19 protein-coding genes and 3 pseudogenes are annotated in these 26,511 nt (G+C 55.9%); 14 read left to right on the forward strand and 8 right to left on the reverse strand.

The window, feature by feature from the left end:
* The first annotated feature begins 9 nt into the window (after nt 1-9).
* The gene (locus WF513_RS08050) at nt 10-2,265 is read left to right on the forward strand and encodes a calcium-binding protein (RefSeq protein ID WP_339083096.1); all 2,256 of its coding nucleotides are present in this window, start codon (nt 10-12) and stop codon (nt 2,263-2,265) included.
* A 9-nt stretch (nt 2,266-2,274) separates the two neighbouring features.
* On the opposite strand, the gene WF513_RS08055 is transcribed toward WF513_RS08050, so the two are convergent.
* Nucleotides 2,275-3,827, reverse strand: a protein-coding gene (locus WF513_RS08055) for an IS3 family transposase (protein WP_339083098.1) whose coding sequence is annotated in 2 segments (ribosomal slippage) — nt 2,275-3,365 and nt 3,365-3,827 — 1,554 coding nt in all. Because the reading frame shifts where the segments join, the coding sequence is not laid out codon by codon here.
* A gap of 212 nt (nt 3,828-4,039) precedes the next feature.
* Here WF513_RS08055 and WF513_RS08060 point away from each other — a divergent pair.
* A complete protein-coding gene (locus WF513_RS08060; protein WP_339083100.1) occupies nt 4,040-4,351 on the forward strand; it encodes a hypothetical protein in 312 nt (103 codons plus the stop codon).
* 501 nt (nt 4,352-4,852) lie between these two features.
* On the opposite strand, the gene WF513_RS08065 is transcribed toward WF513_RS08060, so the two are convergent.
* Together WF513_RS08065 and WF513_RS08070 are read right to left on the reverse strand one after the other, a co-directional pair.
* Nucleotides 4,853-6,172 carry an ATP-binding protein gene (locus WF513_RS08065; protein WP_339083102.1) on the reverse strand — a complete coding sequence of 440 codons (1,320 nt, stop codon included), beginning with the start codon at nt 6,170-6,172 and terminating at the stop codon, nt 4,853-4,855.
* Nucleotides 6,169-6,864, reverse strand: coding sequence for a response regulator transcription factor (locus WF513_RS08070; RefSeq protein WP_339083104.1), 696 nt, complete (start codon nt 6,862-6,864; stop codon nt 6,169-6,171). The genes WF513_RS08065 and WF513_RS08070 overlap by 4 nt, the downstream gene beginning before the upstream one ends.
* 216 nt (nt 6,865-7,080) lie before the next feature.
* On the opposite strand from WF513_RS08070, the gene dsbD reads away from it, so the two are divergent.
* From dsbD to WF513_RS08115, 9 genes and pseudogenes are all read left to right on the forward strand, one after another.
* A complete protein-coding gene (gene dsbD / locus WF513_RS08075) occupies nt 7,081-8,799 on the forward strand; it encodes a protein-disulfide reductase DsbD (protein ID WP_339083106.1) in 1,719 nt (572 codons plus the stop codon).
* On the forward strand, nt 8,799-9,608 hold the full coding sequence (locus WF513_RS08080; RefSeq protein WP_339083108.1) for a TlpA disulfide reductase family protein: 810 nt from the start codon (nt 8,799-8,801) through the stop codon (nt 9,606-9,608). Before dsbD ends, WF513_RS08080 begins: the two co-directional genes overlap by 1 nt.
* Before the next feature lie 2 nt (nt 9,609-9,610).
* Entirely contained in the window at nt 9,611-10,381 is a 771-nt protein-coding gene (dsbG, locus tag WF513_RS08085; protein ID WP_339083110.1) for a thiol:disulfide interchange protein DsbG, read from the forward strand.
* Between the two features lie 379 nt (nt 10,382-10,760).
* Nucleotides 10,761-11,651: a hypothetical protein gene (locus WF513_RS08090; RefSeq protein WP_339083112.1), complete on the forward strand. Its 891-nt coding sequence runs from the start codon at nt 10,761-10,763 to the stop codon at nt 11,649-11,651.
* A gap of 552 nt (nt 11,652-12,203) precedes the next feature.
* Nucleotides 12,204-12,911 carry a transposase gene (locus WF513_RS08095; protein ID WP_339083114.1) on the forward strand — a complete coding sequence of 236 codons (708 nt, stop codon included), beginning with the start codon at nt 12,204-12,206 and terminating at the stop codon, nt 12,909-12,911.
* A 123-nt stretch (nt 12,912-13,034) separates the two neighbouring features.
* The gene (locus WF513_RS08100; protein WP_339083116.1) at nt 13,035-14,096 is read left to right on the forward strand and encodes a TNT domain-containing protein; all 1,062 of its coding nucleotides are present in this window, start codon (nt 13,035-13,037) and stop codon (nt 14,094-14,096) included.
* 448 nt (nt 14,097-14,544) lie between these two features.
* A complete protein-coding gene (gene tnpB / locus WF513_RS08105) occupies nt 14,545-14,904 on the forward strand; it encodes an IS66 family insertion sequence element accessory protein TnpB (RefSeq protein ID WP_339083118.1) in 360 nt (119 codons plus the stop codon).
* Between the two features lie 18 nt (nt 14,905-14,922).
* A pseudogene (locus WF513_RS08110) lies at nt 14,923-16,466 on the forward strand (IS66 family transposase).
* 1,204 nt (nt 16,467-17,670) lie between these two features.
* A pseudogene (locus WF513_RS08115) lies at nt 17,671-18,375 on the forward strand (IS3 family transposase); the annotation flags it as partial.
* A 368-nt stretch (nt 18,376-18,743) separates the two neighbouring features.
* Here WF513_RS08115 and WF513_RS08120 read toward each other — a convergent pair.
* Complete coding sequence (locus WF513_RS08120; RefSeq protein WP_339080618.1) at nt 18,744-19,772, reverse strand: IS30 family transposase; 1,029 nt, start codon at nt 19,770-19,772, stop codon at nt 18,744-18,746.
* A 156-nt stretch (nt 19,773-19,928) separates the two neighbouring features.
* Between WF513_RS08120 and WF513_RS08125 the strand changes: the two genes are divergently transcribed.
* Nucleotides 19,929-20,378 (forward strand): SMI1/KNR4 family protein, encoded by a 450-nt coding sequence (locus WF513_RS08125; protein WP_339083120.1) that lies wholly within the window; start codon nt 19,929-19,931, stop codon nt 20,376-20,378.
* Between the two features lie 118 nt (nt 20,379-20,496).
* Here the strand turns inward: WF513_RS08125 and WF513_RS08130 are convergent.
* Nucleotides 20,497-21,123 (reverse strand): annotated as a pseudogene (locus WF513_RS08130) (IS30 family transposase); the annotation flags it as partial.
* Between the two features lie 71 nt (nt 21,124-21,194).
* Here WF513_RS08130 and WF513_RS08135 point away from each other — a divergent pair.
* Nucleotides 21,195-21,893, forward strand: a complete 699-nt coding sequence (locus WF513_RS08135) for a transposase (RefSeq protein WP_339083122.1) — start codon at nt 21,195-21,197, stop codon at nt 21,891-21,893.
* Nucleotides 21,894-22,136: 243 nt separating this feature from the next.
* Here the strand turns inward: WF513_RS08135 and WF513_RS08140 are convergent, their stop codons facing one another.
* Together WF513_RS08140 and WF513_RS08145 are read right to left on the reverse strand one after the other, a co-directional pair.
* A complete protein-coding gene (locus WF513_RS08140; RefSeq protein ID WP_339083124.1) occupies nt 22,137-22,490 on the reverse strand; it encodes an MmcQ/YjbR family DNA-binding protein in 354 nt (117 codons plus the stop codon).
* Between the two features lie 6 nt (nt 22,491-22,496).
* Complete coding sequence (locus tag WF513_RS08145; RefSeq protein ID WP_339083126.1) at nt 22,497-22,775, reverse strand: peptidylprolyl isomerase; 279 nt, start codon at nt 22,773-22,775, stop codon at nt 22,497-22,499.
* A gap of 142 nt (nt 22,776-22,917) precedes the next feature.
* Between WF513_RS08145 and WF513_RS08150 the strand changes: the two genes are divergently transcribed.
* Nucleotides 22,918-24,144: a PilT/PilU family type 4a pilus ATPase gene (locus WF513_RS08150; protein ID WP_339083128.1), complete on the forward strand. Its 1,227-nt coding sequence runs from the start codon at nt 22,918-22,920 to the stop codon at nt 24,142-24,144.
* A 42-nt stretch (nt 24,145-24,186) separates the two neighbouring features.
* Here the strand turns inward: WF513_RS08150 and WF513_RS08155 are convergent, their stop codons facing one another.
* Nucleotides 24,187-26,142: an acetoacetate--CoA ligase gene (locus tag WF513_RS08155; protein ID WP_339083129.1), complete on the reverse strand. Its 1,956-nt coding sequence runs from the start codon at nt 26,140-26,142 to the stop codon at nt 24,187-24,189.
* Nucleotides 26,143-26,511 lie beyond the last annotated feature (369 nt).

The raw sequence follows: 26,511 nt of genomic DNA on the forward strand, positions 1-26,511 counted from the left end.
AGTTCAGACATGAATATATTTCTCACTCAAGAACAGCATGGTCAAATTAGTGCGCTGTTTGCAGAAGGGCCGAAAAATCAAAGCACATCCAATCCATTAGGCGATTACAGCCATATTTATCAGTTTATCGCTGACATGCTGGGCTCTGTGCTTGGGGGAAGTGGCGATGATGTGCAAACTTGGTTACATGGCGCGGCTCAGGCGAATGCTGGCCAAGGTGCGTACTCCGCTATGATTCGTGCCTATTCGGCGCAACAGATGGTCTTGCGCGGTGTCGAGTATTCTGATGAGTTGATGCAGTTGGCCTCGAACAAGGTGGCTGAGAGGGCGCTGGAGGACATTCTCAGTACCGACCGAATCCAGCCAGACGGAACTTGGTTGTTTCCCACTATTGACGAGATAGCCGAAAGAGATGCTACCGGTGTGGGTGAAGTTCTTTTTGCAGAACTGCCTTTTGGCGACAGTGCTAGGGATCCTTTGGCTGGTGGCGGCGTCAACGCAGGCTGGGCTGGATCAATCTTATTTAGCGGCCTTAACTCTAATCAGACTTGGCGCTTGCTGAGTTCGGGAGATGGCCAGCAAGTGGATCGCCTTGATGACTTAAAAAACCTTCTGTTTGCATATGACTCTTATCGTACAGCTTGGGAAGCAGCGCTATTTGCTGGCTTTGATAGTTTTACTTCGTTTCAATCATTTATCGATCAAACCCTTCCCGATATTGGAATCCTTGCCGAAACGCTCTGGGAGGCGAAGGGCAATCCTTATGAGCTATGGGCGTTAATATCTAAATCGCTCACATACATCTTGCCTGAAGAGGCTAAGCCTTTCGGTACCCTGATTGAACAGGTTGGCCTTAGCCGTGTATTAGACATGATTCGTGGCGCTACACAAGGCCAAGTGGTTGAGTCAACCGAAGAGGTTATGTTTACGCTTATTGCTCAATCTTTTTTTGCTTCATATGGCACTGCGCAACTTCAAGCAGCCAGTGTGCAGTTGCTACCTGAAGACCCTTCAGCTTTAGCAGAGCTTGCTCGTACTGACATTAGTGCGCGTGCTGCGCTAGCCGCATTATCAGTGATTAGAGTACCAGTTGAGTTTTCGGCGGGCCAGAGACTCAGTCTTTACAACGAGCAAACAGGCACTGGCAAAATTACTGATGAGTGGATTACTGATCGCTCCAATATGTTGGCTGGCCTGATCACGAAGTGGACTATTAGCGAGAATCAACAAGTTACCGACTATGCCGCCAAGGACGGCTTCGATTACCAAGATATTGCCAGCGGCATTGATGTACTAGTTATGCCTGACCCGGTAGGTGGCTTTAATCCGTTGGTTCACCGCGTTTACTTTGGAGGCGATAGTGCGGACGTCCTCGAAGGCAACAAAGGCAACGACCGTCTCTACGGCGGTGCCGGTAACGACGTTCTTAAAGGCGAAGACGGAAACGACTACCTTGAAGGTGGGAGCGGCAACGATCAACTCTACGGTGGCAAGGGTAATGACACTCTGGTCGGCGTTGCTGAGAATGATCACCTTTACGGTGGTGAAGGTGACGACCTGCTAAAAGGTGGTGCCGGCAATGAGCACTATTATTATGAGAAAGATGGTGGCTACGACATAATCGAAGATCAGTCCGGATCCAATACATTGCATTTGTTTGGGCGGGCGGTTGGGGAAATATATTCAATAGGCGGTTCCAGTTATGAATTTACAGATGATTATGATAATGCGTATCGTCGTAGCGAAAATGGTGATCTGCATGTTCTGATTAAGGGTGAGGCAGGCGGTCAAGTTACTATCCGTAAGTTTTTTACCGGCTCAGGGTTTGCCAATAATTTTAATATTTCGGTTTCTGAGAAAGATCAGCCTGTAATCGCACCGCCTGCAGTTTCTGGTGGAGCGCATGTGGTTGATAAAGGGGTGCTTGGAAAGGCTTCATATATTGATAAAACAGATGGTTCTATAAGCTCTGTTGATTATTATGTTAAGGGTAATTATCAAGCTCGGATTGATTCCAAGGACGATAAAGATGATCTTGGCAAAAGCCTCGACCAGTCTTTTCTGAATGGAACGTCAATTGTTTATGATGCGTCATTGTATAACACCCTTGAATTTGAGGGTGGTGATAAGAATGACAGTATATATGGTAGTGATTCTGTATTTAGTGATCGGCTAAACGGAATGGGTGGTGATGATTATATTGATGGTCGCGCCGGGAGTGATCATATAGTTGGAGCGGCGTTTTGCAAGGTAGTTGTCGCGTAAGCCGTGTGTTTAAGCTGCTATTTTCAGTGCTGGCTGCTCCCTCTCTGGGTTGAGTGTGACGGTGCCAATAGGTTGCCAATTTCGCGTTGCACCTGACCAGCGATGCGGGTGTTTATGACGGGCTTGCTGGTACAGCGCATGACGCTGCGCTAGCACTTCTTTATCCTCTCCACGGTGGCGCTGTGCAGGCGTTACGAAGCGGATGCGGCTGTGGCGGTGCTCATGGCTGTACCAGCGGATGAAGTCGCGTACCCAGCTGCGTGCTGCGTCCAAATCGGCAAAGCCATCCTGCGGCCATTGCGGGCAATATTTCAGGGTTCTAAACAGCGATTCTGAGTAGGGGTTGTCGTTGCTCACCCGCGGTCGTCCGCGCGATGGGGTGATGCCCAGGTCGTACAACTTGCTCAGCAGCGTCACCGATTTCATTGGCGCGCCATTGTCCGAGTGCAGCACCAAGGGTTGCCCCGCGCAGCGTTCGCCGAGCACGGTACGCTGCATCAGTTCGGCCGCCCGCTCGCCGCTTTCTTGCTCGTAAACCTCCCAGCCTACGGCCTTGCGGCTGTAGATGTCCTCGATCAAATACAGGTAGTAATACTGCCCGCGCACTGGCGACGGCAGGTAGGTAATGTCCCATGACCAGACCTGATTGCTCTTGGTTGCGCTGTGCGTAGTCGGTGCGGCGTGCTTGTGCGGCGCATGGCTACGGCCGCGTTGGTGCTGCTGATCAGCGGCTTTCAGCACGCGGTAAAAGGTGGCTTCTGAGGCCAGGTAGCGGCCTTGATCGGCCAGCCTTGGCACGATCTGACTCGGCGGTAAGCTGGCGAATGGCGGGCTGTTGCAGACATCCAGAATGGTGCGGCGCTCATCGGCACCCAGGGCGTTGCTCGGCCTCGGACGTCGCGTGGTCGTACGCTCATCGGCCTGTATCACTGGTGTCAGCGCCCAGCGTTGCAAGCTGCGTAGCGACAGGCCGATCTCTGCACTGGCAATCGCCTTGCGCGCACCCGACGCGACGGCCAGGTTAAAGCGTTCAACGAGCTGTTGCCGTTCTGGCAGTGAGGTCATACGTCCTCGCTGTCGTTTCCCCAGAAGGCATTCATCTTTTTTCGCAGCACCAATATGGCGGCGGTTTCCGCCAGCGCCTTGTCCTTGCGGCGCAACTCGCGCTCCAATTCGGTAATGCGTTTCTTGTCGGCACGTACTTGATCTCGCTCGGCCTTGAGCTGCGCTTTGGCGGACAGCTGGCCCGTGATGCAGGCTTGACGCCACGCGCTGATTTGCTCGGGGTACAAGCCCTTGCTGCGGCAGTATTCGCTAAGCTCGATCTCGCTCAGGGTGGACGCATGTAATACCGCTGCGAACTTGGCTTCAGCCGGCCAGTCATCGGCGTTGTTCTTGTCTCCGGGCACTACCGCGCCTCCTGCTTTGAGCTTCGTGCGCCAAGCATACAGGGTGGCCTGGGAGATGCCTTCTTGACGCGACAACTCGGCCACGGACATGTTTTGCGGCGGCAGTAATTTACGAATAAGGGCCGCTTTACGCTCAGGTGAATAGCTCGACATTACAGCTCTCTTTGACGCCCCCGATCTATCGTTTTGATAAAACAGCTCAGGCGACAACTAGCCTGACACCGGGGGGGCGCGAGAAAGAACAGCTAAGGATGGTCTGAAAAAGGTTTTCCTCGAAAAATTCAGCCTAGTAACCATGTGGGTTAGAGGACCGCGATTTGGCGAAACAGGGCCTTTTCAGAGCTTCCCTAAAGAAAATCGGCGGCATGGAGTTCTACGATGTGCATTTCAGCTACATCGACAACGAAACGCTCGAAGAGCATTTCGTTATGGTGGAAGAGCAGGGCGGTGGTGGACTGATTCCCGAAGGGTCAGGTAAACCTGGTTTAATCCACGCCATCGGCTTGAGCCGCAAAGGTATGCCTGGGCTGTACCGGATCGTACTGCAAGTCACCAAGCGCAGCGGCAGGCTTGCTACATCCGGGCTTTGGAATTTCAGCAGCGCCGCGCAAGGAGCAAGTCAGGATCGCTTCCGACCACTTCAAGGCGAACGCTCCGCGCATCAGCCAAAGTGCTAGAGCATGACTTTCATCTGCATATGGTCTAAATACAAAAAACCGAGCCGCTGACCCATTTGGCACTGCCAAGTTTGGTTGCTTTTGCTTCAGGACTCATGGGTCGCCCAGCTCAAGGCCAGATGGTGGTGTTGGGTGACATGAGCCTTGGTGGCAGCGTTACGCCGGTTGAAAGTATTGTCGAGTGCCTACAGGTTGCTTTCGATGCTGGTGGAAAGCGTGTTTGCTTACCGATGAGCAGTGCTAAGGCGCTGTATTGGGGCGCAATACAGCAGCACGATCTTGGAGGTTGGATTAAGCGCGTGAGTCAGGGAAATCCAGCGCGTCCGTTGGATCTGGCGGCGATGGTGCCTCGCTTAGCCATTGCTGCAGTCATGCTGGCAACTCCTTGCTCCAGAAGAGACATCACGGCGCTGACTGAGATAGGGACATAATCAGGTTAGGTTTTATGAATAACACCGGCGCAGCTGGCTGACGAAGGCTAGTTTTTCAGCACGCCGCTCTTCACGTGTGGGTAGCCGCCAGTAAGTTCACACACAGGCCGTCATCTGTATTTACAAACTCAAGCTCACAGCCATAGCGCTCGGCGATGGCCTTGACGATCGAAAGCCCAAGCCCGCTGCCCTGGCTGCTTGAGTTGCGCCAGAAGCGTTCTGTCAGCTTGGCGAGCTTGTCCGGGGCGACTCCAGGCCCGAAGTCGCGCACGCTAAAGCAGAGTTTACCCTGACGAAATTGCACACTCAGGCTTACAGCGGTACCCGGTGGGGTATGTAGCTGGGCGTTTTCCAGCAGGTTGCGCAGCGCAGCAATTGCCAGAGTCCGCGGCATGTCCAGCAAGCGCTGCGCGCTGGCGTCGAGCAGCTGCAGTTCGATGGGTGGCTTGCCTTGTTGCTGAGCATCGCTAATGGCCATTTGTGCCACTTCTGCTGCGCTGTACTGCAGGTTTTCGTCAAACGGCAGGCGGCCCTCCACTCGGGCCAGTAGCAGCAACTGCTCGAGGGTCTGATGCAGGCGGTCGGCACCCGCTTCGGCGTTGGCCAATGCCTGGCGGGCCGCTTCCCCTTCGGTCATCCCAGCCACTTGCAGGTGGGTCTTGATCGCCGTCAGCGGGCTACGCAGTTCATGCGCGGCATCGTCGGTCAGCCGGCGTTCGCGCTCGATAGTATGGGCGATACGTTGAAACAGTTGATTCTGGGTTGCCACCAGCGGTTGCAGCTCTCGGGGTAGGCCTTCGATTTGCAAAGGTTCGATACTGTCGGCGCTGCGCTGGGCTAACGCCTGACGGATGCGCCGCAAAGGCGATAGCTCACGGCTGAGGCCAAACCAGAGCACCAACAGACTGCCCACCAAAGCCAGCAGTACGGGGGCGGCGGCAGCCAACAGAATGGAACGCTTGAGCGTATCGCGCTCATCCAGCCGATCGGCGGTGGTCACCCGCATATCGCCTTCGACCAAGGTGAAGGTGCGCCAGGTGAGATCGCCAATGGTGCGCTCATTGAAGCCGGTTTCCGTCAAGCCAAATGCACTGTTCGGCGCGGCGCGGCTGCTGGCCAGGATTTCCCCGCGCACCGAGCTGATCTGGCAGGCAATGCCTTCAGGTATGCCCAGCTGCTCGGTGCTGAGCGGTGTAGCGCTTTCCCCCTGTTGCGGTGGCGGCAGCTGGGCTAGCAGTCCGGCAACCATCCGCGCCGAGGAGGCCAGGCGTTGATCGAGCGAGAGCGTCAGCTGATTACGCAGATCAAACAGCATCCACACGGCGGCCAGCGACCAGAGCAGTACAAATGCAGAACCAAGGATCAGGGTCAGGCGTAGACGCAGGCTCATGGGCTGTTGCTCTCGTCAGCGCTGGCAGCATGCCCGGCAGGTCCCAAGCGATAACCCAGGCCACGTACTGTTTCGACGATGCCGTTGCCCAACTTGCGCCGCAGGTGATGGATATGCACGTTGAGGGCGTTACTTTCGACTTCGCCATCGAGGCCGTACACCGCATCCTTGAGCTGCTCGCCGCTGAGCACCCTCCCCGGACTCTGTAGCAACGCCTGCAGCAGCACCTGCTCGCGACGGGACAGATCGACCGGTTGTTCATGCAGAAATGCTTGGCAGGCCACCGGGTCGTAGCGCAGCGGGCCGTGCTCGACTTGCGGGCTGGCGCGTCCGGCGGCGCGGCGCAGCAATGCATGCAGGCGCGCGGCAAGTTCACGCAGGTCGAAGGGTTTGACCAGGTAGTCGTCGGCACCGCTTTGCAGGCCGGACACCCGATCAGCTACCGAGTCACGGGCCGTCAGCAACAACACGGGCACGCTCACGCCACGCTGGCGCAGACGACGCAAGAGGCTTAAACCATCTTCGTCCGGCAGGCCTAGGTCCAGCACCAGCACGTCGAACTGCACCGTGCGCAGCAGCGCCTCGGCCTCGGCCGCTGTAGAGGCGTGCATCACGCGAAAGCCTTGGGCGGTAAGCCCGGCCACGACGCCGCTGGCGATCAGGGCATTGTCTTCAGTCAGCAATATGTACATGGAACCGGTCCGTGGTGGAGGTTGAAGTATCCGTTGTCAGGATTAAGTCGGCGTTATGCGAGGCAAAGAATGATAACCGGCGACTGTAATTTCCGCCGATTATCACATCGTTAATCCTGACTTAACCGCCAACTGCGATTCTCCGCACCTCGACACTCACAGACGTGGTTATGCATGCGGACGCTACTACTGTTCTCTCTGTTATGTGCCTGGCTAATGCAGCCGGTACAAGCCTCCAGTTTCTCAACTAGCCCACTGCTGACAGATAGCAGTCAGCAGGCGGACTTCCTCCCTGCCGAGCAAGCGTTCGACCTCAGCGTCGAACCGCAAGCCAATGGTGAAACCCTGCTGCGCTGGGATATTGCCCCCGGTTACTACCTCTACCAGCACCGTCTGCAGTTCAGCGGTCTGTCGGCCGGCGTCGAGCCGCAGCTGCCGCCAGGGCTACCTTATAGCGATGAGTTCTTCGGTGACTCGCAGATCTATCGTAATCGCCTGGAACTGAGCCTGCCAGCCGGGGCGAGCGGCAACATTCAGATCGGCTGGCAAGGCTGCGCCGATGCCGGGCTCTGCTACCCACCACAGACCCAGCAGCTTGATCTGTCCAGAACGGGCGTACTGAGCGATTCGGGCACCGCCCTGGCGGAGGACCAGGCCCTGGCCAGCGGTCTGCAAAGCCAGACCTTGGCCCTCGGCCTACTGGTGTTCTTCGGCTTGGGCCTGCTGCTGGCCTTTGCCCCCTGTTCTTTACCGATGCTGCCGATTCTCGCCGGCATTGTGGTCGGCAGTGGCGCCTCACCGCGGCGCGGTTTGGCATTGGCGTCGACCTACGTGGTGAGCATGGCGCTGGTGTATGCAGCGCTGGGGGTAGTGGCCGCACTGATGGGTGCCAACTTGCAAGGCCTACTGCAGCAACCCTGGTTGCTCGCCAGCTTCGCCGCTTTGTTTGTACTGCTGGCTTTGCCAATGTTCGGCCTGTTCGAGTTGCAGCTGCCGGCAGCCCTGCGTGACCGGTTGGAAAACGCCGGGCGAAAGCAGCAAGGCGGCAGCCTATTCGGTGCCAGCATGCTCGGATTGTTCTCCGGTCTGTTGGTCGGGCCGTGCATGACCGCGCCTCTGGCCGCTGCTCTGCTGTATATCGCGCAAAGTGGTGACGCGCTGCACGGCGGCCTGGTGCTGTTCGCCCTGGGCCTAGGTATTGGTACGCCGTTGCTGTTGCTGGTCACCCTGGGCAATCGCTTCCTGCCGAAACCAGGCGCGTGGATGGATCGGGTCAAGGTGGTATTCGGTTTCCTGTTTCTGGTTACCGCGTTGCTGGTGATCCGCCCGCTGCTGGCCGAATCGATCTGGCTGGGCTTGTGGGGTGCGCTGCTGATTCTGCTGGCCAGTGCCCTGCTGCAACTGGCGCATCAGGTGCAGCAGCACACCAGTCTGTGTAAGGCCGCTGGTGCACTGCTGGGCATCTGGGGCATGGCGCTGCTATTGGGTGCCGCCGGTGGCGCCAGCGATCCGCTGCAGCCGCTCAAGGTGTATGCCGGTACCAGCGTTGCCGCTGCACCGAGCGAACAGCACTTTATCGGGCTGAGCGAGCCAGCCGCGCTGGAGCGTGAGTTGGCTGCCGCCAAAGCCGAGGGCCAATGGGTGCTGGTGGATTACTACGCGGACTGGTGTGTGTCGTGCAAAGTCATGGAGAAAACCGTGTTTGGCAACGCCGAAGTTAAGGCCAGCTTGCAAGGGGTGCGCGTGCTGCGCCCCGACGTGACCGAGAGCAACGCCGCGAGTCGTGCGCTGCTCAGCCGCTTCCAAGTGCTGGGCCCGCCGACTCTACTGTGGATCGGCCCGGACGGTGAGGAACGCCGCTCGCAGCGGATCACCGGCGCGGTGGATGCCGAGCAGTTTCTGCAGATATGGACCAATACCCAGGAGCGTGGGTGATGTTAACGACCAGTATCGGGCCGCTGGCACTCAGCACCGCCCATGTGCTGTTGCTGCTCAGCCTGTTGCTGGCGACTTTTACCGGCTGGTACGTCGGCCGGCGCGGCGCGGTAAACCCTGAGAAACAGCTGTTTCGCTTGCTGGTGGTGGCCATGCTGGTCGCCCGAGTGGCGTTCGTTGCGGTGTATTTCGAGCACTACCGCGAGCAGCCCTGGCAGGCACTGGATATCCGTGACGGAGGCTTTATCGCCTGGCCTGGTTTGCTGGCTGCCCTGCTGCTAGGCGCCTGGTTGACCTGGCGTACGCCGGCCATCAGAACCTCGCTGGCCAGCGCGCTGGCTGTCGGCTTACTGAGCTGGGGCCTAGGCAGCCTGACCCTATACGGCCTGGAACAAGGCACGCGATTGCCAGAGCTTTCGTTCAGGGACAGCAAGGGTGCCACGGTGGCGCTTGAGGATTATGTCGGAAAGCCATTGGTGGTCAACCTCTGGGCCACCTGGTGCCCGCCGTGTCGCCGCGAAATGCCAGTACTGGCCGAGGCGCAACACGACCATCCGGAGCTGACCATCCTGTTCGTCAACCAAGGTGAAGGCCAGGGCGTGGTCAGCCAGTACCTGGAGGCTGAGGCCCTGGGGCTGGAAAACGTACTGCTCGACAGCGGCGGCCGCCTGGGCCAGCACGTCGGCTCCATGGCCCTGCCCAGCACGCTGTTCTACGACGCCGAGGGTCGCCAGGTTAGCAGCCACCTGGGCGAGCTCTCCCGCGCCAGTCTGGCTCGATCACTCGAAATATTGAAGAAGGATCCATGAGCATGAAAAAAGAAATCAATCTCACAGTAATGTTTGCAGCCTTAACCATGCTGACCGCACCCCTGTTGCACGCTCAGGATTGGCCCGAACCGATCAAGGCAGTCGAAGCGCGCGGTGCCGAAATCATCCAGCGTTTCGATGCCCCAAGCGGCCTGCAGGGCTATGCCGCTCGCTACAACGGTCAAGGTGTTGCGCTGTACTTGACCGATGACGGCGAGCATGTGCTGGTTGGCAGCCTGCTCAATGCCAAGGGTGAAGACCTCTCACAGCAGCCGCTGGATAAGCTGGTGTATGAACCGCTGGGCAAGGAAATGCTGAGCAAACTGGAGCGCAGCACCTGGATCGCCGACGGCAGCCCCAAGGCACCGCGCATCATCTATATGATCTCCGACCCCAACTGCCCGTACTGCAACATGTTCTGGAAACAGGCGCGGCCTTGGGTCGAAGCTGGTGATGTGCAGCTTCGTCACGTGTTGGTCGGCATGCTGCGTCAAGACAGTGTCGCCAAGGCTGCTGCATTACTCAACGCCAAGGATCAGCAGGCGGCGCTGCATGAGCATGAGTCCGCGGGTAAGGCCAGCAAGTTGCAAGGACTGAAGAAAATCCCAGACACGATCCAGCAACAACTCGACAGCAACCTTAACCTGATGACGGAGATGGGCGTCTCAGCCACGCCGGCGATTTTTTACCCGGACGAAAACGGCCAGCTGCGCCAGCAGCAAGGCGCTCCGAGGCCAGATGTTCTGAATCTGATCATGGGGTCGCGCCCCTGATCGCAACGAGGTGCGTGCTGCGGACTCGGTCGACAATTTGAAGCCATAGTGCTTGGCAACTCGATGTTGAGAATCTCGCGATTTTGCATATACTGGATCATCGACTTATTTGCACCGCACATGACGAGTTTGTGTTCCCTGCGCGAAGCTAAGTATGGACCGGGGCAGCGCAAAAGCCGCCCAATCTTTCTGGCAGACTGGGAATAAACTGCAGCGCACTCAGCTTCTCAGTTCCACGCACTCTCGACAAAGCGCAAAGTGTATTGACCACCGCTCCAGTCCATATACCGCAACAACGCATTGAGATTCCAGCCGATAATTGCTTAACCATGCTAGATTTACTATATGTATTAAAATATTTATCAGGAAAACTCTATTTATGAACATGCAGCTGGAACGCGCTTTTAATAAAAATCACGCACTTTCGCTTTTTTATCAATGGATGGCTCTAATTGAAAATAAAGAAGGCTTGGCTGTTAAAAATAATAATCCTTTCTTCTTTTCCAATGCCAATATTATAAATAATCTCACTTATTTAGATAAGGGGTGTTTTATAAAATCTAGTCTTTGCATGGGCGATTTTGTGAATGGAGTTATAAAAATCATTGTGATTGGCAGTCCGGATACTGTATACAAAACAGATCACCTCACGACCACAGCTCTGGCAAAAATAGAAATACAGCATGCCTGGTATTTAACATCCATCCAAATGACCTTTGCTCAGAATGATTTTTTTGGCGACGCGGTGCTTGAGAAAATCACTATTAAACTACTAGAAATAAATAGCACCTCACCACAGCAACAACATAATGCCTACAATAGCTCAGTTGCGCTTTTTTATATGTGGATGGCCTGCATTGAATCTGCGGATAAGTTTATACACCCCAAAAGCCCACTGTTTGAAAAATTCAGGCAACTACATGATAAAAATTATGCATTGAATTTCATCGGTGTAGATGTCGTGCAATCTGACGCAATGCTTAATTCGTTCATGTGTACGCTGCATGAGATGATGAAATACAGCCACCATCAACCACTGTATTTTGTTATTGAAAATTCAGGCGCTACAGTTGATGAGTTAGCATTTGAATTTTCTCTCAAATGGAGCGGAATAAGCCATGACAATCGTCAAATGCAAGCTCAAACAAGGCATAAGTGGTTGCTAAAAAAATCAGTAAATTCAATTTTAGACAAAATATCAACTATCTCTGTTAGCGAACTAGAGCCTTTTGTATTTACTGATGGTGGCGCGATTATTTTGGCTGAGTGACCTTCAGAGCGCCGGCACCTTATGCGCATAGGCCAGAGCGTTATCGTCGCTCACTCACGGAATGAATAATTTTCAGTGGGTGTACGTAACGAGTTATGCCGGAGTCAAGGGGGTGAAGTACTTGAAAGTCATTGCGATAATTTAAAGTACCCCCTGGGTAGGTAGGGGGCGTCTCAGGATTCGGAATTTAAAGCACGCTAAGGAATGCTCTAACCAGCAACTGCAAGGCTTTGCGCTAGGCAGTTATTGCTCGACGCGGGGTTATGGTCGTTCTCGAAACTCGGCAGTTCCAGCTAATGGTTACGAGAGCGGTTTTCAAGAATGGCATAGGCAAGACCAGCACTGGCGTAGCCTTCTTTCTCACGGCGGCTTCTCGAAAACGATCCTTTTTGAGAGTGGCAGCTACGCCAACATGCTCAACGTGCTTTAAATTCCGTTTCCTGAGACACCCCAACTAAAGCGGCAGCGGGCTAGATAAAACTAAAGGGGTCGGAGTGAATAAATTTTGATCAGCTAGGCTAGTGGTTGACGAGATTGGCAAAGGAGCTTGCCATGCCCAGAAAACAACGGATGTATCTTCCTGGCGTGCCGGCGCACGTGGTGCAGCGCGGCAATAATCGCGAGGCCTGCTTTTTCCAGGATGAAGACTACCAGTTCTACCTTGCGGTGCTGGGCGATGCATTGAGGCGTTACCGGGTGCAATTGCATGCTTACGTGCTGATGACCAACCATGTGCATCTTCTAATGACGCCCGCTGACGAGTCGGGCATTTCCCGCGTGATGCAGCATCTGGGCCGCATGTATGTTTTGTATGTGAATCGCACTTACCGGCGTTCAGGCACCTTGTGGGAAGGTCGGCACAAGGCCAGCCTGATCAACGCTGCTGAGTACTTACTGACGTGCTACAGGTATATCGAATTGAACCCTGTACGTGCGGGAATGGTTACCGTGCCTGAGGCGTATCGCTGGTCAAGCTACGGCTGGCATGGGTGGGGGAAGACTGATCCGTTGATCAGCGATCATGCTCTTTACCAAGGACTGGCGTATAACGAGTTAGAGAGGCAGTGTGCCTATCGGGCGCTATTTGCTGGCCATCTCGAACCGAATGCCATCCACGTTATGCGAGAGGCCAGCGCGCACAACTACCCCCTGGGTAATGATCGCTTTCGGGAGTCGATAGCAATTCAGTTGGGGCGCTCGGTCGGCTATCAAGGCTCTGGTCGGCCGGTGGTTAAAAATAAATCACTCCGACCCCTTTAGTCGGGGGGGAGGAATGCGGTAGAGAATAATTTTCTCGGTGCGCAATCCCAAGCTCAGCGAGACAAGGCCCGCGAAGCACAATTGCAGAATCAGTACACCGTAGAAACGGCTAGGCAACTGGTCATGCTTGAGCGCGCCGATCAGCGCAGCGATGAGTTGTTGAAGAAATACGTCGCAAGCCCTGAAAAAATGAGTCCTGAAGAGTTCCGGACACTGACGGGCTATCTACAAATCTACCTGAGCGAGCAGGTTCGGGTTTATGGCGAGGCACAAGCTCAGGTTGCCCTGATGCAACTGCTGTACTCCACCCAGCCACTCAGTTACGACTATGAGTACGCAGGCAGTAGCCAAGCGCGAAATGCCTACGGTGCGGACTGGTTTCGTGAGCCAAGTCAAAACGAGCAGCTGTATCGTGAGGCATTGCGCGTAGCCAGAATAGGCAGCGCACAAGAGGCTATGGCCAAGCCCGGCAATGAGGCGATTTACCTGCTTGGCGGTGGGCTTGGTAATACGATCCGCGTCTTGGCGGCGGCTAATGGCACGGCGCAGGCGAGCAAGGGTGTCGAGCAAGGTTTAGAGGGTGACTACTGGAACGCGGCGGGCAATATATTGTTCGGCGTACTCGGCATCGCTACCATCGCTGTGCCCGGCGCGAAGGTGCCGGTTCTGCGGGCCCCAGACGGCACCACCGCCAAAGTGGCGGCTGAGGGTGCAAAAGGGGTAGGCCAGGCCGGTACGAGTGTTTCTGCGGGTGGGAGTGTTGTTAAAGAGAGTATTGACCCAGCAAGCGCAAAATTTGTTTTTGATTTCAATACAGGTCGTTATCGGGATGTATCTACAGGGCAATTTGTTTCGGAAAGAAATTTGCCTTGGCCTTCGGGTGGTGGGTTTGTATCCAGTACGCAACAAGCGGTGCCGCCAGGTACCATCATAGACAGGTTTGGTAAGCCCAGTGGTAGATACGCGGGTACGCCTGGTGCAACAGGCAGCCAGCGCGGAATGGTGCCAGGTGCAGATCAGGGACAATATACTCAGTATCGTGTAATTAAGTTGATTGATGATGTCAAAGTAGGGCCGGCGGCTCCAGTTGCTGATTTCGGTGCAACTGGTGGAGCAACGCAGTACAAATTCCGGCAGTCACTCCAGCGGTTATTAGATAATAAATACTTGGAGGTGGTGAGATGAGTCGCAAATTTACAGTCGCTGGATCAGGCTATTCAGATACGTCACAGGTTCCCAAGGATAAGGACCTGTTCTACAAGTGTCTGCGTTGCGGGGATGTCATTCCATCATTGCCTGACGATAACGTGGCATGTAAATGTGACAATATCTATATAGACATAGATATGTGGCGATTGGATATTGAGGACTTTTCAAAGATGGAGGTTTGGAAGGTATCCTGAGTTAAAGGGGTCGGAGTGAATTGATTTTGATCGGTTCGCGAGTTTTGGCTGCTGGATAGTTCACTCCGACCCCTTTAGTCCTGCGCATCTATGGTCACAGTCAGGGTGGTTTGCTGACCTGGGTGGCCATCAAGGGGATGGATTTTTCGTAACCGCTCCATAAACCCCACCTTCAAATGATCCAAGCGCGACCTGATGCTGTGTTCCCGATTTCTTTCTGGAGCCCGCTCATGATGCGCCCTGATGCAAAAGTCGAAAAAGTCTATCTCTACCCCAAGCCTGTCGACTTCCGAAAGTCCATTGATGGCCTGGCTGCCCTGGTCGAGCTGGATATCAAGGTCGCGGTGTTCGCCCCGGTGTTGTTCGTATTCCTCAACCGTTCGCGCAACCGGGTGAAGATTTTGTATTGGGAGCGCAACGGCTTCTGCTTGTGGCTCAAGCGTTTGGACGCTGAAAGGTTCAAGTCGCACCCCGATCCCGGCGAGGATGCCATCGTGATGACGGCTCAGGAATTGAACTGGTTTTTGGACGGTATCGATCTGTGGCGTAACCGCCCTCACAAGGTTTTGACCCCGCGTTTCGTCACCTGAATCGGTATAATCCACGGCATGATTTCCATGCCCGAAACCCTTCCTGACGATCCTATTTTGCTGAAACAGCTTCTGCTGTCGCTGCATGGGCAGGTGTCGGAGAAGGATGGGCAGATTCTGCAATTGCGCGAACAAATCACCCTGCTGACCCAGCGCCTGTTCGGCCGCAAATCCGAGCAGACCATCGACCCCGATTCGCCGCAGCTGGAGATTTTCAACGAAGCCGAAAGCCTGGTCGAAGCCGCGCCTGAAGCCGTTGCCGATGACGTCGAGGAAGAGGTTGTCGCCCCGGTTAAACGTCGTGGCAAGCGCAAGCCGCTGCCGGCGGAGCTGCCGCGCGTCGAAGTCATCCACGAGCTGCCCGAGCACCAACTGACCTGCGCCTGCGGTTGCCGTAAGCAGATCATCGGTGAGGAAACCAGCGAACAGCTGGAGATCATCCCGATGCAAATCCGGGTGATCAAACACATCCGCAAAACTTACGGCTGCAAGGGCTGCGAAGCCGCACCGATCACCGCCGATAAGCCGGCGCAACTAATCGAAAAGAGCATGGCCAGTCCCAGCGTACTGGCGATGCTACTGAGCACCAAGTTTGTCGACGGCACCCCGCTGTATCGCTTCGAGAAGGTCCTCAACCGCCACGGCATCGACATCCCCCGCCAGACCTTGGCGCTTGGGTGATCCAGTGCGGCGCCCATCTGCAACCGCTGCTCAACCTGATGCGCGATTGGCTGCTGGAGGGGCCAGTGATCCACTGCGACGAAACCCGTGTGCAGGTGCTTAAAGAGCCGGGGCGCGACCCCAGCAGCCAATCCTGGATGTGGGTGCAAACCGGCGGCCCGCCAGACAGGCCAGTGATCCTCTTCGACTACACAACCAGCCGTGCGCAGGACGTGCCGCTGCGCCTGCTCGCCGGCTACCGTGGTTATTTGATGACCGACGACTACGCCGGCTACAACGCCGTGGCCGCGCAAGCGGGCGTCGAGCGTCTGGCCTGCCTGGCGCATGCGCGGCGTAAATTTATTGAAGCGCAGAAGGTGCAGCCGAAGGGCAAGACCGGGCGGGCCGACGTGGCGTTGAACCTGATCAACAAACTCTACGGCATCGAGCGCGAGCTCAAGGACGCCAGCGCCGAGCAACGCCATCAGGGCCGTCAGCAACACAGCCTGCCAATCCTCGCGCAACTGAAAACCTGGCTGGAGACAACCCAGCCCCAGGTCACCCGCCAGAACGCCCTGGGCAAAGCCGTGAACTACCTGGCCCACAACTGGAGCCGGCTTGCGCGCTACGTCGAAGGCGGCCACTTGCCCATCGACAACAACGCCGCCGAGCGTGCCATCCGGCCCTTCGTCATCGGCCGCAAGAACTGGCTGTTCAGCGACACGCCCAAGGGCGCCACGGCCAGCGCGCAAATCTACAGCCTGATCGAAACCGCCAAGGCCAACGGCCAGGAACCCTACGCTTACCTGCGCCGCATCCTCGAACGCCTGCCGCTGGCCAAAAGTGTCGAAGACTACGAAGCGCTGCTGCCGTGGAACTGCCCGCCGACATCCGCATACTGACGGCCAAACCCCATCAGAGGTAGATGGGGTTTATGGAGCGCTTACGATTTTTCTAACGTGCAAATGACCACTATCCAGCTATCGGGTGCGCCCGTTGACGCTATACAGTTCCACCGAGACGCGGCCGCAGCGGGTTTTAACAATGACGACCAGCGTGTGTTTCAAGTTAACCGTCCCGATAAGAGCGTATTTTTCGGATTGTTGCCTATGACAGATTCGGTTTCCGATTTGCCGGTATTTTTGGGCGGTAATGCGCAGTATTCGGATGATCCCGTGAAGCGAGCACTGGGTGCACTGTTTACTGTGACCAGCCTTCTTGACGAAGATAGTCCGCACAGTAACTACAGCTGTATTAATTGCCCGACCGCAACGCCCAACAATGAGTTAAAGGGGTCGGAGTGAATTGATTTTGATCGGTTCGCGAGTTTTGGCTGCTGGATAATTCACTCCGACCCCTTTAGTCGGGCAAACACACCCAGCTCGATGGCGCGGTGATCGGCAGCACCGCCGAGGCGGAGAAAAACCGCTTAAGCACCGGTACCCTCGGCTGGAGTGATATTCGCAACAAAGCCGAGTTCAGCAGCCAGCAACAGAGCGTGAGTGTCAGCAGCAGCGGCGAAGTCGGCCAGCAATTTCTCGGCAACATGGCCGGCGGCCTGCTGAGCGGTCTTAGCCGTGGTGGGGAAGACAGCAGCGCCACCCGCGCGGCGGTCTCCGAAGGCCAAATCGAAATCCGCGACACACAGAACCAGCAGCAGGATGTCGCCAGCCTCAATCGCGACGTTGAAAGCGCCCACGAAGCGCTCAGCCCGATTTTTGACAAAGAGAAAGAGCAACGCCGCCTGCGTGAAGTGCAAGCCATTGCCGAAATCGGTAGTCAGGTGGCCGATGTCCTGCGTACTCACGGGGAGATCAAAGCAAACCAAGCGGCTAAAGAGGAGCTTGCGAAACAGGGTAATAAAAACCCCACACCCGAAGAGCTTCAATCAACTAAAGCCTACAAAGAAACCTTGGCTGAATATGGCACGGGTAGTGACTTGCAGCGTGCGGCACAGGCCGTGACGGCAGCATTACAAGGTGTAGCAGGCGGAAATTTTGGGGCAGCGTTAGCTGGAGCGTCTGCGCCTTATTTAGCTAATAGTAACAATAGGGGACAGACCACGATTAATTTCTCCGTAAATCGTGGTCTGTCCCCTATTATTTTAGACGTGGGCGCAGTCATGCACCGCACAAGCATGCCGCGCCGACCACGCACAACGCTACGAAGGCCAACCAGGTCTGGTCGTGGGACATCACTTACCTGGCTTCAAAGGTGCGCGGGAAGTATTACTACCTGTATTTGATCGAGGATATTTACAGCCGCAAGGGCGTCGGCTGGGAAGTCTACGAGCAGGAAAGTGGCGAACGTGCGGCCGAATTGATGCAGCGCACTGTGCTCAACGAGCGCTGCGCCGGTAAGCCCTTGGTGCTGCACTCGGACAACGGCGCGCCGATGAAATCAGTGACGCTGCTGAGCAAATTGTACGACCTAGGCATTACGCCGTCGCGTGGAAGGCCGCGAGTGAGCAACGACAATCCGTACTCAGAATCGCTGTTTCGAACCCTGAAATACTGCCCGCAATGGCCCAAGGATGGCTTTGCAAGTTTGGGCACTGCACGCAGCTGGGTGCGCGACTTTATGCGCTGGTATAACCACGAACACCGGCACAGCCGCATCCGCTTCGTGACTCCGGCGCAGCGGCATCGTGGCGAGGATCAAGAGGTGCTGGCCAAGCGTCATGCGCTGTACCAGCATGCTCGCAATCAACACCCACATCGCTGGTCAGGCGCGACTCGAAATTGGCACCCCGTAGGCGCTGTCACACTCAATCCGGACAGGGAGCAAACGACACTGAAAATGGCAGCTTAAAAACACGGCTGACGCGACAACTACCTTGCAGAACGCCGAAGGATGCAAAGTCGTATCTTACGGATATCCAGAGTTTGACCGGCAGGCAGTTCACCCCTCAACAATTGGAGCTTTTGAAAGCTGACCTGCGAGAGAACACTTATTCACGCTTATCTAAAGAAGAGGTTAAGTTGAACAGGGCAGAGTTTGACAGTAAGTTGCCAAGTCTGCGAGTAGAGTGGGAAAAAAACACGGGCGCGAGCTGGCCGAAAGAAACGTACATTGATAAATATGGAAATCAGGCTACTAGAAATTACGATGCCCATCATGTTATCGAGAATAAATTTGGCGGTAAGGCAGGGCGGTTGCAGGAGCTGAGTGCAACACGGTTAATGAATTGAAGTCGGAGCATCATGCCGCATTGTCATGGCTGCTTGCATCACCTCGCCCATAACTTCGATGGGGCACTTGAAGTCGAAGCGCTTACGCGGCCGCATGTTCAGTTGCAGAGCGATGGCATCCAACTCTGCCTGGCTGTGTACCGACAGGTCTGTGCCTTTGGGCAGGTACTGGCGGATCAGGCCATTGATGTTTTCGTTGCTACCTCGCTGCCAAGGGCTATGAGGGTCACAGAAGAAGATCGCTACACCCGTTTTCTGGGTGATCTCAGCGTGCCGCGCCATCTCCCGTCCTTGGTCGTAGGTCATGCTCTTGCGCATCGCAAACGGCATGCCATTGAGCGCTGCACTGAAGCCCTCCATCGCCGAGGTCGCCGTCGCGTCGTTCATCTTCACCAGCATCAAGTAACCACTGGTGCGCTCCACCAACGTGCCTACAGATGAGGCGTTGGCTTTACCCTTGATCAAGTCGCCTTCCCAATGCCCCGGCATAAGCCGGTCTTCGATTTCAGGGGGGCGCACGTGAATGCTGACCATTTCAGGGATCTGGCCGCGCCGATCCACGCCGCCAGAGCGCGGTCTGCGCGTCGTCTTGCTTTGGCGCAAGCAGATGATCAACTCCTTACGCAGCTCGCCGACCGGCAGGGCATAAATCGCGTTATAGATCGTCTCGCGACAGACGTAGGCCTCTCTGAGGCTGGGAATATTCATGCTGCGCAGCTTGCCGGCAATCTGCTCGGGAGACAAACGCTCACGCAGCATATGGGTCACCAACGCGAAGCGCTCGCTACCCGGCAACAGCTTTCGCATCGGTCGACACACCTGCCGGCGGGCTTGCATCTGCTGTTGTGCCACCCGGGCCGAGTAGCCGCCACAGGCACCTTGATTACGCCGCAACTCCCGGCTGATGGTCGAAGGGGATCGAGTGATCAAGCAGGCAATCTCGCGCAGGCTGAAGCCCTGGGCACGACCGATTTGAATGGTGGCGCGCTCTTCAACGCTGAGTTCGGTATAAGACATAGGGGCAGCACCGTACCGGAAAGGTCAGGTGTTGCACTCAGATTTTGCGGCCGCCCAGAATGGTGGAATATTACACCTGCCATGAGAGGTGTGGAGCACCAAGGTGGTATTCACAGGGCCCAAGGGCCAGCGGAAAAAAATATTTGGTAAATGATTATGAAAAATAAAGAAGAGTTAAAGTCATTGATTGATGCTGTGACGTCCTCAGAGGACTATGAGGGTAATTACGGCTACCGCATAACAGACACGAGTGCGACGTTATGCAATGTTGATGAGTCACATCGTCAGCAGGTTCCAGCTGACTATCTGGAATTCCTCACCGAGTTTGGTTTCGGGGAGTTAGACGCGGCATTTCATCTTGATGATGGTCCGGAGAAATATTCGACTATATGCGGCCGGGAAATTGAGGGCTATGAGGGTATTTACGTATTCGGTGGAAATTCTAGCGATGTGCTATATGCTTTCGACGCAAAAAATAATTGGCAAGTTGTAGAGATTAGTTCCGAATTGGATGGGGTTGATGTGTTGGCGTCAAGCTTTTCTGATTTTATCTTGGAACAGCTGAAGTACATAAAGTCTTTAGTTGAGCGGCGTGCGGCGGGCTGATGGTTAGCGTTGCGCTTTAAGAGGTGCAAAAGGTGTAGGGAATATTACAGCTCACGCGGCTGATGATATTCGGTTCTCGCAGAATACTGGGCGGTTGCAGGAGCTGAGTGCAACACGGTTATTGAATTGAGGCTGGAGCATCATGCCGCATCGCCATACCCTTTTGCATCACCTCCCCCATAACTTCGATTGGGCATTTAAAGTCGAAGCGTTTGCGCGGGCGCATGTTCATTTGCAAGGCAATCGCATCCAACGTTTCCTGGCTATGCACCGACAAGTCCGTTCCTTTGGGCAGGTACTGCCGAATCAGGCCGTTGATGTTCTCGTTGCTGCCGCGCTGCCAAGGACTGTGCGGGTCGCAGAAGTAGATCGCTACCCCGGTCTGCTGGGTGATTTCGGCATGTCGCGCCATCTCCCGTCCTTGGTCGTAGGTCATGCTTTTACGCATCGCCAGCGGCATACGGTTAAGCGCCGCACTAAACCCCTCCATTGCAGCGGTCGCCGTCGCATCGCGCATCTTCACCAGCATCAGATAGCCGCTCGTGCGCTCCACCAAGGTGCCGACAGACGAGGCGTTAGCTTTGCCCTTGATCAAATCACCCTCCCAGTGGCCGGGCATCAAGCGGTCTTCGATTTCTGGCGGCCGCACGTGGATGCTGACCATGTCGGGGATCTGACCGCGTCGATCCACACCACCAGAGCGCGGCCTGCGGGTCGTTTTGCCTTGACGCAGACAAATAATAATAGGGGACAGACCACGATTATCCACGTCTAGTCTAATCTTCTGGCGTTATCCTATGGAAAAGGAGTTTCCATATGCCGCGTCGAGCGCGTGTGCTGTTGCCGGGAGTCACGTTGCACCTGATTCAGCGAGGGAATAATCGTTCGGCCTGTTTCTTCGCCGAGGAAGATTACCTGTTCTATCTGGAGCACCTTGCGGATCAAGCCAGAAAGCATGACTGCGCGATCCATGCTTGGTGCCTTATGACCAACCACGTTCATCTGCTATTGACCCCAGCCAAGCCGGAAAGCGCTGGAATGCTGATGAAGGGCCTTGGTCAGCGCTATGTGCAATACATCAATCGTACTTATCGCCGCAGCGGCACTTTGTGGGAAGGTCGCTTCCGCTCCTGCTTGATGCAGGAGGACAGTTATGTACTGGCTTGCTATCGATACATTGAGATGAACCCGGTGCGTGCTGGAATGGTGGAGCATCCGGCGGAATATCCTTGGTCGAGTTATCGGGCGAATGCCCAGGCTGAGCAGTCAGCATTGATCACGCGACATTCTTTGTACCAAGCGTTGGGCGAGGCGGATGGGGCACGGGCGGAGGCCTATCGTGAGCTGTTTCGGCATCAGCTTGATCCTGGCTTGGTGGATCAGATCCGTTCAGCTACCAACGGGAACTATGCGCTTGGGAGCCCAAGGTTTACGGCAGAGGTGGAACGCGTGCTGGGGCGAAGGGTGACCCGCGGAAAGCCAGGGCGACCGAAACACGCTGCTGAGGCTGACTGAAACCGTGGTCTGTCCCCTGTTATTTTGATCGTCCTAGTTTGAGCAAGAAAGATTTTTATGCGCAGGGTGACGATAAATAAAGACAGAAAAGAGGACAGATTTATTTGCCGGTTGGCGAGGGTGCCAATAAATAAATCCGTCCCCTTTTCCGTGGTAGCGGTTTATGGCCATAAAGGGCAGCAGATGGGATGGGCGGGACTGCCAGTAAGATTCGTTAGTGCGTAAGTCCCCCCGGCCGAGTGGTTAGCGCAGCAGCGCCAGCTTCAGGCGCTTAGGCAATTTAGCCACCACCAGCTGATGCGAGCGCATCAGCAGTTCTTGCAGTTCGCTGTCGCCCAGTGGGTAGGGCGCGGCCATGCTCACCCAGCGTGCGCGAGCCAGATAAGGCGCAGGCTGGATGCCAGGGCGGTCACAGAAACTGAGAAACAGCTCGTTATCAACCTTAAAGGCCAAACTGTTGTGGCTGTTTAAATGAAACAGGGCAAACATCTTGCTTTCGGCCACCGAAAACACCCGCACACCAGCCCATTTGATGTCCTCACGGGCACCGGGCAGGCTCAGGCAGAAAGCGGCGATCTGTTCGGCGGTCATGCTCATGGGGAGTCATTCTCGGTAAAAAACCTGCACCAAGTGGTACCCAAACTGACTTTTCACCGGGCCGTGCACCTCACGCACCGGTTTTTTAAAAATCACCTGATCGATGGCATGCACCATCTGCCCCGGCCGCACTTCGCCAAGGTCGCCGCCTTTTTTGCCGGATGGGCAGGTGGAGTGTTTACGCGCCAGCACATCGAATGCTTCGCCAGTGGCAATACGCTTTTTCAGCGCCGTCGCTTCCGCTTCTGTTTTCACTAAAATGTGGCGGGCCATTGCCTTTGCCATGACGAACACCTCGTTTTAAAGGAGGCGTATTGTGCCAGTATTTCAACCGCTTAGCGCTTGAGCCAAAGGTGCGTGGATTTTCCTCAAGGCACGCCCCGGTCTTGGCCTAAAGTAATCTATCCACTCTGCGGGATGTGTCGTTATGGACCTCAATGCAATGCTCAAAGTCCTGTCCAGTCAGGACGGCTCCGACCTTTATCTGTCAACTGGTGCGCCGCCCTGCGCTAAGTTCAACGGCGTGCTTAAGGCGCTGAGTGCCGAAGCGCTTAAGGCCGGCGAGGTGGCAGCAATCGCTGAGTCGGTGATGGACAGTGCGCAGCGCGAAGAATTTGAGCGTGAGTTGGAGATGAACTTAGCGATTTCCATCGCCGGCGTTGGGCGTTTCCGCATCAATATTTTTAAGCAGCGCAACGAAGTGTCGATTGTGGCGCGCAATATCAAGTTGGATATCCCCAAGTTCGAAGACCTCAAACTGCCGGAGGTGTTGCTTAAAACCGTGATGGAAAAACGCGGCCTGGTGTTGTTTGTGGGCGGTACCGGCTCAGGTAAGTCGACCTCGCTGGCGGCCTTAATCGATTACCGCAACCGCAACAGTGGCGGCCATATCATCACCATCGAAGACCCGGTGGAGTATGTGCACAAGCACAAAAAGTCGATCATCAACCAGCGTGAAGTCGGGGTCGACACCCGCAGCTTCCACGCCGCGCTGAAGAACACCCTGCGTCAGGCGCCGGATGTGATCTTAATTGGTGAAATTCGTGACCGTGAAACCATGGAGCATGCGCTGGCGTTTGCTGACACCGGCCACCTGGCGATTTCCACGCTGCACGCCAACAACGCCAATCAAGCGCTGGACCGCATCATCAATTTTTTTCCGGAAGATCGTCGCCCGCAGTTGCTCAACGACCTGGGCAACAATCTCAAGGCGTTTGTTTCGCAGCGGCTGGTGAAAACCGTCGACGGCAAGCGCCGGGCGGCAGTCGAGGTGCTGCTGGGCACGCCAACCATTCGTGACTTGATCAAACGCGGTGATTTTAGCGATATCAAAGAGATCATGGAGAAATCCAAGAACCTCGGCATGCAAACCTTCGATCAGGCACTCATCGACTTAGTCAATGACGGTTCGATTGATGAAGAAGAAGCCGTTAAGAACGCCGATTCGGCCAACAACGTGCGCCTCAAGCTTAAGCTTTATCGGGACAATCCCACCGCATCGGTGCCGGTTGAAGCAGCAGTCCCTGCGCCAGTTGCAGCTGCGCCGCGGCCGCCAGCGCCCGCTGCTTCGGCCGGTGAGTGGGGCCTTGAGTTGAAGCTGGAAGATATTGAGCATGACCTGCCGCCCGAAGATCCCGGGCGTAAGGGCATCTGAGGCCCATAGCCGGCCCGGGTAGATACTGCCGGGCCGGCTGGTTTAGTCGCGCAGCTCGGCAAGATCACAATAAAGCTGCAGCGCCTGCGGGTTGGCCAAGGCATCGGTGTTTTTCACCGGTTTGCCGTGCACCATATTGCGCACCGCCAGTTCGACAATTTTGCCGCTAATGGTGCGGGGTATATCGGTCACGGCGATGATCTTGGCTGGTACGTGGCGCGGCGTGGTGTTGCTGCGAATCACTAGGCGGATCTGCGCTTGCAGCGCCTCGGTCAGCTTGACGCCGTCGCGCAGGCGCACAAACAGCACCACGCGCACGTCATCGTCCCATTCTTGGCCGATGGCGATGGACTCCAGCACTTCCTCGACCTTCTCGACCTGACGGTAGATTTCGGCCGTGCCGATGCGCACGCCACCGGGGTTGAGCACCGCGTCGCTGCGGCCATGGATCACCAGGCCGCCATGCGCGGTGATTTCCGCATAGTCACCATGGGCCCAGAGGCCGGGGAAGGTATCGAAGTAGGCGGCCTGGAATTTGCTGCCGTCCGCGTCCTGCCAGAAGCCCACCGGCATGCAGGGGAAGTGCTGCGCACAGACCAGTTCGCCTTTCTCGCCGATTACTGGTTGGCCTGCTTCATTCCATACCTGTACATCCATACCCAAACCCTTGCACTGCAACTCGCCGCGCCACACCGGTAGCACCGGGTTACCCAGTGCAAAACAGGAGACGATGTCGGTGCCGCCGGAAATTGATGACAGGCAAACATCCGCTTTGATCTCGCGGTACACATATTCGAAGCTTTCGTGGGACAACGGCGAGCCGGTGGAGAGAATGGCTTTCAGGTGTTGCAGCCTGTGCGTGTTGCTCGGCCTGGCACCGGCTTTTTCAAGCGCCGCAATAAACTTGGCGCTGGTGCCAAAAATGCTGATGTTCTCGGCGTCGATCAAGTTAATCAGGCGCTCGGCACCGGGGTGGAAGGGCGAGCCGTCGAACAGCACCAAGGTCGCACCCAACGCCAAGCCGGATACCAGCCAATTCCACATCATCCAACCGCAGGTGGTGTAGTAGAACAGCGTGTCGTCGGCCCTCAGGTCGGTGTGCAGGCCCAGCTCCTTGACATGCTGCAGCAAGGTGCCGCCGGTGCCGTGGACGATGCATTTGGGCACGCCGGTGGTGCCGCTGGAATAGAGGATGTAAAGCGGGTGGTCGAATGGCACCGGCGTGAATGCTGGCTCGCCGCCGGGTTGGTAAAAGTCCTGCCACAGCGCGACCTTGGCGGCGCAGTGGAAGTCAGCGGCGCGGGTCTGGGTGTTGGAGTAAGGCACCACGATCAGCTGCTGCAAAGAGGGCAGCCGTTCGAGGATTTCGTTGAGCTTGGCGGTTAAGTCGATACGTTTGCCAGCGTAGCGATAACCCGCTGCAGCGATGAGTACCTTGGGCTCGATCTGACCGAAGCGGTCAATCACCCCTTGAGTGCCGAAGTCCGGCGAACAACTCGACCAGGTTGCACCGAGGCTGCTGGCAGCCAGCATGCCCACCAAGGTTTGCCACGTATTGGGCATAAAGGCTGCCACCCGGTCGCCCATGCCAACCCCAGCATCTTTCAGGCTGCGTTGCAGCCCGGCGACATGCGCAGCCAGGTCGGCATAGCTCAACTGCTCGCGGGAACCGTCTTCACCGATAGCGACCAACGCGGTGTGATTATCCCGGCGCCGCAACAAGTGTTCAGCGAAGTTCAGCGTAGCGCCGGGGAACCAGTTGGCACTGGGCATCGCGCTGCCTTCCTGCAACACAGCGTTCGGCTGCCGGCTCAAGTGAATCTGGAAAAACTCGATAATGGCCTGCCAAAAGGCTTCACGTTCCGTCACGCTCCAAGTATGCAACGCCCAATAGTCGGTCAGTTGCACGGTGGAGCGCTGGTTAACGAAGCGACGGAAGCCGTCCATCCGGGTCGCCGCAATACGTTCGGCAGAAGGCGTCCACAGGGGCTGTTGCATCGTCTTTCCTCATCATTGCTGTTAGGCCAAAGGGCTTAGTTGGTTTATTGCACCAAGGCTACGGGTTGGTTGCATGTTTGCGTTGACCGGTTAGGCGGCAGACCTGATTGGCAGTGGTCGCGTTTGTAGCTGCTGTACACCGCAGTCAGGCAACGGGCGGCAACGCTAAGTGCGACGTTTTACAGTATGTAAATAAAACCTTACACGCGAACGTAAACCCTCTATCCATTGGTAAAAGCTGCCAGCCAAACACATGCTTTGTCACGGCCGCCTTACACAAACACAACCGCGTAGCCCGGATAAGCCTTGGCGCAATCCGGGGCTGCTTGCGGTTCCAGGAGATATTCCCTGGATTGCGCCGCGTGCCGC

The organism is Pseudomonas sp. TMP9, assembly GCF_037943105.1.
Taxonomy (GTDB): domain Bacteria; phylum Pseudomonadota; class Gammaproteobacteria; order Pseudomonadales; family Pseudomonadaceae; genus Aquipseudomonas.

Coding starts and splice junctions, on each gene's coding strand:
- WF513_RS08050 (WP_339083096.1), top strand. CDS start 10: ATGAATATATTTCTCACTCAAGAACAGCATGGTCAAATTAGTGCGCTG.
- WF513_RS08060 (WP_339083100.1), top strand. CDS start 4,040: ATGGAGTTCTACGATGTGCATTTCAGCTACATCGACAACGAAACGCTC.
- WF513_RS08065 (WP_339083102.1), bottom strand. CDS start 6,172: ATGAGCCTGCGTCTACGCCTGACCCTGATCCTTGGTTCTGCATTTGTA.
- WF513_RS08070 (WP_339083104.1), bottom strand. CDS start 6,864: ATGTACATATTGCTGACTGAAGACAATGCCCTGATCGCCAGCGGCGTC.
- dsbD (WP_339083106.1), top strand. CDS start 7,081: ATGCAGCCGGTACAAGCCTCCAGTTTCTCAACTAGCCCACTGCTGACA.
- WF513_RS08080 (WP_339083108.1), top strand. CDS start 8,799: ATGTTAACGACCAGTATCGGGCCGCTGGCACTCAGCACCGCCCATGTG.
- dsbG (WP_339083110.1), top strand. CDS start 9,611: ATGAAAAAAGAAATCAATCTCACAGTAATGTTTGCAGCCTTAACCATG.
- WF513_RS08090 (WP_339083112.1), top strand. CDS start 10,761: ATGAACATGCAGCTGGAACGCGCTTTTAATAAAAATCACGCACTTTCG.
- WF513_RS08095 (WP_339083114.1), top strand. CDS start 12,204: ATGCCCAGAAAACAACGGATGTATCTTCCTGGCGTGCCGGCGCACGTG.
- WF513_RS08100 (WP_339083116.1), top strand. CDS start 13,035: ATGCTTGAGCGCGCCGATCAGCGCAGCGATGAGTTGTTGAAGAAATAC.
- tnpB (WP_339083118.1), top strand. CDS start 14,545: ATGATGCGCCCTGATGCAAAAGTCGAAAAAGTCTATCTCTACCCCAAG.
- WF513_RS08120 (WP_339080618.1), bottom strand. CDS start 19,772: ATGTCTTATACCGAACTCAGCGTTGAAGAGCGCGCCACCATTCAAATC.
- WF513_RS08125 (WP_339083120.1), top strand. CDS start 19,929: ATGAAAAATAAAGAAGAGTTAAAGTCATTGATTGATGCTGTGACGTCC.
- WF513_RS08135 (WP_339083122.1), top strand. CDS start 21,195: ATGCCGCGTCGAGCGCGTGTGCTGTTGCCGGGAGTCACGTTGCACCTG.
- WF513_RS08140 (WP_339083124.1), bottom strand. CDS start 22,490: ATGAGCATGACCGCCGAACAGATCGCCGCTTTCTGCCTGAGCCTGCCC.
- WF513_RS08145 (WP_339083126.1), bottom strand. CDS start 22,775: ATGGCAAAGGCAATGGCCCGCCACATTTTAGTGAAAACAGAAGCGGAA.
- WF513_RS08150 (WP_339083128.1), top strand. CDS start 22,918: ATGGACCTCAATGCAATGCTCAAAGTCCTGTCCAGTCAGGACGGCTCC.
- WF513_RS08155 (WP_339083129.1), bottom strand. CDS start 26,142: ATGCAACAGCCCCTGTGGACGCCTTCTGCCGAACGTATTGCGGCGACC.